This is a genomic window from Nakamurella sp. (assembly GCF_048594475.1).
GTDB lineage: Bacteria > Actinomycetota > Actinomycetes > Mycobacteriales > Nakamurellaceae > Nakamurella.
Genome location: NZ_JBMDXT010000225.1, coordinates 1 through 5,603, shown reverse-complemented (window position 1 = coordinate 5,603; position 5,603 = coordinate 1). Strand labels below are relative to the sequence as shown.

The following is a 5,603-nucleotide window of genomic DNA, read 5'->3' as shown; positions in this document are numbered from 1 at the left end:
GCGGCGAAGGCGAAGCCCATCGCGGTCAGCCCGAGCAGCAGGGCCAGGGTGCCGGTGATCCGGCGCATGCCCCGGGAACGGCGTCGCGGGAGGGCACGTCGACGGGGCGGCTCCGCGGCCGGTGGTGTGTCGTTGACCGACATTTCTGGTGGACACCTCGTGCTCGTTTTGGCGGCGGGCTTGACGAGTAGGAACTGCCGAACTTGCCGTTGGTTCTAAGTACTGTAGAAGGTCAGGCGCCGGATGCGCTGCCCGGTCAGCGAATGATGTAGATCGTCAGGAACAGACCGATCCACACCACGTCGACGAAGTGCCAGTAGTAGGACACGACGATCGCGCCGGTGGCCTGGGCCGGGGTGAACTTCGACAGCTTGGTCTTGCCGATCAGCAGGACGAACGCGATCAACCCGCCGATGACGTGCAGCCCGTGGAACCCGGTCGTCAGGTAGAACGCGGTGCCGTACGGCGAGGACGCCAGCGTCGTGTCGTGGTGGGTGACCAGGGTGTGGTACTCGTTCGCCTGGCCCAGCACGAAGATCAGGCCCATCACCAGGGTCAGCAGGTACCAGCGGCGCAGGGCGAACACGTCGCCGCGCTCGGCCGCGAACACGCCCCACTGGCAGGTGAAGGACGACGCCACCAGGATGATGGTGAACGTCAGCGCGTAGCCGATGTCCAGCTCGGTCGGTGCCGGCGGGAACTCGCCGTCGTACTGCGCGCGGATCGTGAAGTAGACCCCGAACAGACCGGCGAAGAACATCAGCTCGCTGGCCAGCCACACGATCACCCCGACGCTGACCATGTTCGGCCGGTTCAGGGTGTGGACACGTGCGCTGAATGCGGAGGGCCCGGCGGCGGGGCTGGTCGCAGTCGTCACACGAGGATTATGGACTGCGCTCGGCGATCATGCCCCTGCGGCCCCCCCGCGGCGGGTCGCGCCCCGTCGGCCAGCGTCGCGGACGCCGCTTCGTATCGCCTCGGCGGCGGGTGGGAATCGTGTGCGAGGCCCCGCCGCTACTCGATGGTGGCCGCGCACGCTCGGCCAACTAGCATCGGTCCGGTGAGCAACCCCGTGCTGCTGGTGTACAGCAACCGCCCGGAGGTCCGGGAGCGGATCATCACCGCGATCGGCCGCCGGCCCGCGCCGGACGTCGGGCGGGTCGACTACCTCGAGTGCTCCGCCGTGCACGAGGTGATGACGGCGACGCAGGGCCGCGAGGCCGACGTGCTGATCCTGGACGGCGAGGCCCAGCCCACCGGAGGGATCGGGGTGAGCCGGCAGATCCACATGGAGGCGCAGGTCGTCCCGCCGGTCATCCTGGTGGTCCGCCGGGCCGACGACCGGTGGCTGGCGACCTGGGGCGGGGCCGACGAGATCCTGGTCTACCCGCTGGACCCGGTGACCGCCGCCGAGTGCGTCGCCGGTCTGCTGCGTCGGCGGGCCGCCGGGCTGGTGCCGTCGGTCACGCAGCCGCGGTGAGCGCGCCGACCTGGTCGGGTCTGCTGACCCGGCTGCTGGCCGGCGACGACCTGGACCGGGCCGACACCGAATGGGTCATGGACCGGGTGATGTCCGGTGAGTCCAGCGACGTGCAACTGGCGGCCTTCACGGTCGCGCTGCGGGCCAAGGGCGAGACGCCCGACGAGGTCGCCGGCCTGGTCGCGGCGATGCTGGCGCACGCCGTCCGGGTCGATGTGCCCGGCCGGGCCGTGGACATCGTCGGGACCGGGGGGGACCGGGCCAACACGGTCAACATCTCCACCATGGCCGCCGTCGTGATGGCCGGGGCCGGAGCGACCGTCGTCAAGCACGGGAACCGCGCGGCCACCAGCAAGTGCGGCGCCGCCGACCTGCTGGAGGGGCTGGGCGTGGCGATCTCGCTCACCGCGCCCCAGGTCGCGCGGACCGCGGCCGAGGCGGGCATCGGGTTCTGCTTCGCGCCCGTCTACCACCCGTCGTTCCGGTACGCCGGCGCCGTCCGCCGCGAGCTCGCGGTGCCGACGGTCTTCAACTTCCTCGGCCCGCTGACGAACCCGGCCCAGCCGGCCGCGGGCGCGATCGGCTGCGGCAATCCGACGATGGCCCCCGTCATGGCGCAGGTGTTCGCCGATCGGGGGGCCGACGTGCTGGTGTTCCGCGGCGACGACGGCCTGGACGAGCTGACGACCACGACCACATCGACGGTCTGGCGGGTCCGGGCCGGGGCCGTCGAGCGGCTCACCCTCGACCCGGCCGAGCTGGGCATCGCGCCGGCCGATCCGGCGGCCCTGCGCGGCGGCGACGTGGCCCAGAACGTCCAGGTGGCCCGGGACCTGTTCGCCGGGCAGCGCTCCCCGGTCCGGGACGCGGTGGTGCTCAACGCCGGCGCCGGACTGGCCGCGTACGCCGGGCTGTCCGGCGATCTGACCGCGGACCTGGCCGCCGGTGTGCAGCGGGCGCAGGACGCCCTGGACTCCGGGGCCGCGGCCCGGGTGCTCGACCGCTGGATCGAGCTCGGCCGGGAGCTGGCCGCGACCGCCTGACGGCCGGTCGGTCGGCCGTCAGGCGGCGAGTGCGAGCCGGTCGGCGGTCGCCCCGCCCCGGGCGACCTGCGCGGTCGTCGCCGGGCCGCCGGTCGCGCGGACCGGGGCGACCCCGATCGCGGCCGTCAGCGACGCCAGGACGGCGGCCCACCGGTCCGTCCGGCCGACCTGCCCGACCCGTACCACGAGCGTGTCGCCGCCGGCCCCGACCGCGATGCCGGTGACCACGGTGCGCGGCAACCGCACCGCCCAGCGCTGCCAACCGGCCAGCACGGACGCCGCGTCGCCGGCCGCGAAGGTGAGCTCGGCGACGGTCAGCGACGGCTGGGGCACCAGATCCAGGGTCAGGCCGACGACCAGGCCGGGTGCGGTCCGGCCCTGCCGCAGGGAGTAGAAGTCGGGATCGTCGCGGCCGACGCGGCGGTGATCGCCGGTGGCGGTGACGACGTCGAAGGAGCGGATCCGGTCCGCGGCGAAGGCGAAGCCGGCCGCGCGCGGCCGGCCGCTGCCGTAGGTGTCGGCCGCCGCCGAGAGCGCGGTCAGCCCGAACGGCTCGGCGGCGTCCAACACCTGGCGCCAGCTCGCGCCGATGCAGATGGTGGCCGTCCGCGCGGCGGAGTCCAGCCGGACCCTGGCCAGCAGCCGGGTGACGACCAGGACGGTGCGCGCGGCCCGCACCTCGGTCGGCCGGCCGGCGATCTGGGCGAGCACCCGGCGACCGGACCGGCCGGCCAGGGCGGCGACCCGGGCCACGTCGGCGGCCCCGGCGGCCACCACCACCAGCTCCGGGGCGACCCCGGTGCTGCCGAACGCGGCCGCGGCGAAGCCGGGCTCATCGGGGGTGACCACGTCGCCATGGATCGACGCGCGCACGGTCGCGGCCAGATCGGCGGTGCTCAGCGGGCCTGCGGTGATCATGTCGTTCTCCGATGCGGGTCGATCCTGACTGACCCGTTCATCCCACCGGCGAGGACTTAAAGCTCACTGAAGGACCGCTGTAGCCCGCCTCACGGGCGGCCGATCACGCCTGCAGGCCGATGGAGAAGGCGTCGTCGGCGTCCCGGCTGGAGTACTCGCGGAACGCGATGTGGGTGATCGTGCGCAGCACGCCGGGCACCTTGGAGATGTGGCCGGGCACCAGCTCGGCGATCGCCTCGTGCGTGGCCGTGCGCACCACGGCCACGACGTCGACGTCACCGGCACACGAATACACCTGATCGACCCCGGGCAGGTCGGCGATCTCCTGCGCCGCCTCCGGGATCCGGTCCGCCTCGATATCGATGAGCACGATCGCCGTCACCATGCCGCGATGCTATGACGCCGGGGTCGGCGCCGCCGCGACCCCCGGGCCGGCGGGCAGGGCCGGCGCCGGCCGGGTGCTGCGGGCGATGTCGGCGGCACGCATGAACGGCCGCCAGCGGCCCGCCCCGAAGGCCGGGCTGGACCAGGCGGTGGTGCTGCGGACCAGCCGGCTGCCCGGACGTTCGATCCAGCGCAGCAGGGTGGACGTCTCCTCGGCGGAGGCGGCGAACAGCGGGCCGGTGCCGGGCAGCACCGTCTCCGCGGAGGCGATCATCGCCTCCACCACCGGCATCGGGTCCACCCCGCGGCGGGCGTGCCCGGCCGCCGCGAACCGCCCGTGCCGGACCACCGTGAGTTCCCAGCCGCCCCGCTCGTCCGGCCGGGCCACCACCAGTTCGCGGATCGCGGCCAGGGCACCGAGCCGCTGCCGCCGGTCGGTGGCGGCGGCCAGCGCGGACAGCCGGTCGCGGGCCACCGCGGCCTGGTCGAACCGGCCGTCCGCGGACCGCCCGAGCAGTCGATCGCGCAGGCAGCCGAGCACCTCGTCGGAGCGGCCGTCGACGAGGGCGGCGATCCGGTCGACCAGTTCCGCGTACGCCGCCTCGTCCTGCTGCCCGGCACACGGGGCTCCGCACCGCCCGAGTTCGGCCAGCACGCAGGGGGTGCCGTCGGGGGAGCGGCGCCGGATCCGGGTGGTGCACTGCCGGACCGCGACCACCTCCTGCAGGGCCTCCACCACCGCCTGCGCGGCGACCCGGTGCGAGAACGGGCCGAGGCAGGCCGCCGTCTGCCGTGGCGGGCTGCGCACGATCGACAGGCGGGGGAACGGCTCGTCGGTCAGGGTCACCCAGCAGCCCGCGTTCGGCCGGCGGGACCGGCGGTTGTAGGGCGGCTGGTGGGCGACGATCAGACGCTGCTCCCGGACGTGGGCCTCGAGAGCGTGCGCGCACTCGACGTGGTCGACCCGGACGGCCAGGCGCACCATCTGGTTGATCCGCGACCGCTGCTCGGCGGCGGAGAAGTAGGAGCGCACCCGCTGGCGCAGGTTCCGGGAGGTGCCGACATACAGCACCTCCTCCCGCGGCCCGCGGAACAGGTAGACGCCGGGCGCGGCGGGCAGGTGGTCGGCCAGGCCGCGCTTGCGCCGCCGGTGCGGCGCGACGTCGCGGGTGGCGTCGTGCAGTTCGGACAGGCTGTGCACGCCGAGCGACCCCAGCCGCTCGAACAGCGCATGCAGGACGTCGACCGTCGCGCGGGCGTCGTGCAGGGCCCGGTGGTCGGGCCGGGTGCGGGCCCCGAGCAGCTGGGCCAGCGCGGACAGCCGCACGCTCGGCGCCTCCGCGCGCGGCAGCACGGTCCGGGCCAGCCGGACCGTGTCGACGACCGCCGGGCCGGGCCAGGGCAGCTGCTGGCGGGCGCAGGCGGCACGCAGGAAGCCCACGTCGAACCGAGCGTTGTGGGCGACCAGGACCGTTCCGCGGACGAACTCCAGGAACATCGGCAGCACCGCTTCGATCCGGGGTGCGTCGAACACCATCGCGTCGGTGATCCCGGTGAGCATCGTGATCTGCGGCGGGATGCTGCGGCCGGGGTCGACCAGCGTCGCGAACTCGCCGAGCACCTGCCCGCCGCGCACCTTGACCGCGCCGATCTCGGTGATCGCGTCCGTGGCCGCCGAGCCGCCGGTGGTCTCCAGGTCGACCACCACGAAGGTCACCTCGCGCAGCGGCTCGCCCAGTTCGTCGAAGCTGCGTTGGCCGCCCGTCGCCGGCGTGACC

General features: G+C 74.3%; 6 protein-coding genes. 2 read left to right on the top strand and 4 right to left on the bottom strand.

Going from position 1 to position 5,603, the window contains the following annotated elements:
- Positions 1-256: 256 nt before the first annotated feature.
- A complete protein-coding gene (locus tag ACOJUF_RS10565) occupies positions 257-877 on the bottom strand; it encodes a cytochrome c oxidase subunit 3 (protein ID WP_420121812.1) in 621 nt (206 codons plus the stop codon).
- A gap of 144 nt (positions 878-1,021) precedes the next feature.
- Here ACOJUF_RS10565 and ACOJUF_RS10560 point away from each other — a divergent pair, with 144 nt between their 5' ends.
- On the top strand, positions 1,022-1,480 hold the full coding sequence (locus ACOJUF_RS10560; protein ID WP_420121811.1) for a DNA-binding response regulator: 459 nt from the start codon (positions 1,022-1,024) through the stop codon (positions 1,478-1,480).
- Positions 1,477-2,523, top strand: coding sequence for an anthranilate phosphoribosyltransferase (trpD, locus tag ACOJUF_RS10555; RefSeq protein ID WP_420121810.1), 1,047 nt, complete (start codon positions 1,477-1,479; stop codon positions 2,521-2,523). The genes ACOJUF_RS10560 and trpD overlap by 4 nt, the downstream gene beginning before the upstream one ends.
- Positions 2,524-2,541: 18 nt before the next feature.
- Here the strand turns inward: trpD and ACOJUF_RS10550 are convergent, their stop codons facing one another.
- The 3 genes from ACOJUF_RS10550 to ACOJUF_RS10540 form a co-directional block, all read right to left on the bottom strand.
- On the bottom strand, positions 2,542-3,441 hold the full coding sequence (locus tag ACOJUF_RS10550) for a hypothetical protein (protein WP_420121809.1): 900 nt from the start codon (positions 3,439-3,441) through the stop codon (positions 2,542-2,544).
- A 103-nt stretch (positions 3,442-3,544) separates the two neighbouring features.
- Positions 3,545-3,826: an Lrp/AsnC ligand binding domain-containing protein gene (locus ACOJUF_RS10545; protein WP_420121808.1), complete on the bottom strand. Its 282-nt coding sequence runs from the start codon at positions 3,824-3,826 to the stop codon at positions 3,545-3,547.
- 9 nt (positions 3,827-3,835) lie between these two features.
- Positions 3,836-5,603, bottom strand: a 1,768-nt coding sequence (locus ACOJUF_RS10540) for a DEDD exonuclease domain-containing protein (RefSeq protein WP_420121807.1), incomplete at its 5' end; no start/stop codon positions are given.

Excerpts from the sequence above, each read along its gene's own strand:
- ACOJUF_RS10550 (WP_420121809.1), bottom strand. The coding sequence starts at position 3,441 with ATGATCACCGCAGGCCCGCTGAGCACCGCCGATCTGGCCGCGACCGTG.
- ACOJUF_RS10545 (WP_420121808.1), bottom strand. The coding sequence starts at position 3,826 with ATGGTGACGGCGATCGTGCTCATCGATATCGAGGCGGACCGGATCCCG.
- ACOJUF_RS10560 (WP_420121811.1), top strand. The coding sequence starts at position 1,022 with ATGGTGGCCGCGCACGCTCGGCCAACTAGCATCGGTCCGGTGAGCAAC.